This window comes from Kocuria sp. ZOR0020 (assembly GCF_000800955.1).
In the GTDB taxonomy this organism is placed as follows: Bacteria; Actinomycetota; Actinomycetes; order Actinomycetales; family Micrococcaceae; genus Kocuria; species Kocuria subflava.
On sequence record NZ_JROX01000322.1, the window covers coordinates 1 to 1,135 of the forward strand.

Consider the following 1,135-nt stretch of genomic DNA (forward strand, 5'->3'; position numbering starts at 1 on the left):
GCCCTCTGCGCTGCCGGCTCCTCGCGGGCGCAGGGTCACAGGATCCCGCCAGCCGCTGCCACCCCGGTGCCCGATCGGGTTGCTGATGGCATCCGAGGCCCACACATCCCCTGCTTGGCCGATCCCGGGCAGGTCCTCCAGGAGCACATCGCCCTCGATGCGGTCTTCTCTACGGAACGTTCGTCTCATCAGTTCTCTCCCCGATCGGGTCCGGGTGTTGGCATGGCAAAGAGCCCTCGACCGGTGTCGAAGGCTCTTTGCCCTGTGACGTGTGGTGTCATCTGGGTCGGGTCACCGACCCGCCCCGTGCATCCCTCCGCTGCCAGGCTGCGCTGCCGTCCAGGTCGTGTAGTCCTGCTGCACCGGTGCCTCCTGTTGGGGTTGCTGCTGTCTGTCAGCTGTTGCCCCGTTCATCTGCTGGGATGCCGGGGCCTGGTGAAAAGACTGTTCAGCCCGCGGCCCACGGTTTTGCGCCTGAGCATCCGGGGAAACCTGGGCCACAGCCCACTTCAGCGACGGGGACACCTCATCGGCCCAGATCCGGTTCTCCAAACCGGGTTGCCCCTGGCTGGTCACGTAGGCCTGGGCGCTCATCGTCCCGGCCACGGTCACCCGCTGACCTTTCTGCAGCGATTCCCGGATGTTCTCCGCCATCCTGGGGTCCTCAACGGCCACCGCGAAGTAGTTGGGAGCCCCGTTGCGCCATTCGTTGGATTCCCGGTCGAACACCCGGGTGTTTTCCGCCAGGTCGAACACAGTCAGCATCCGATCCCCTGCCTCGATCTCCTTGGGGTCATCGACCAGGTTTCCGGTCACGTGAAAGTCCTTCACCCGCACAGCCATGATTGTTCTCCTTCACCCGTTCAGCCCGCCCAGTGCCAGCTGGTGATCATCCATCGCATCGGCCACCCTCAGATGTCGGTGACACACGCAACACCCCGCCCCATGAGCACCCCCAACGCACACGTATGTGTGACTCTTGCCGGTAAATGGCGGGGTTCTGTTGATGGTTCGTAGCGGCCTCAAGTGGTACCGATAACGAGGGTGCTGGCGGCTGCTTCGATGACATCGTTGGTGATGGTGTCGAGCTCGTTGATCTTCAGGACCCGCTGGATCTGGGGGAAGAGGCGTTCGA

At 63.7% G+C, this 1,135-nt stretch carries 2 protein-coding genes and 1 pseudogene; all 3 read right to left on the minus strand.

What is annotated here, in order from left to right:
* The coding region (locus tag L979_RS13480; protein ID WP_047692734.1) for a hypothetical protein at window positions 1-189 on the minus strand (189 nt) is incomplete at its 3' end.
* A 102-nt stretch (window positions 190-291) separates the two neighbouring features.
* The gene (locus tag L979_RS13485) at window positions 292-843 is read right to left on the minus strand and encodes a single-stranded DNA-binding protein (protein WP_047692736.1); all 552 of its coding nucleotides are present in this window, start codon (window positions 841-843) and stop codon (window positions 292-294) included.
* 179 nt (window positions 844-1,022) lie between these two features.
* Window positions 1,023-1,135 (minus strand): annotated as a pseudogene (locus tag L979_RS16895) (ATP-binding protein); the annotation flags it as partial.

Coding starts and splice junctions, on each gene's coding strand:
- L979_RS13485 (WP_047692736.1), bottom strand. CDS start 843: ATGGCTGTGCGGGTGAAGGACTTTCACGTGACCGGAAACCTGGTCGAT.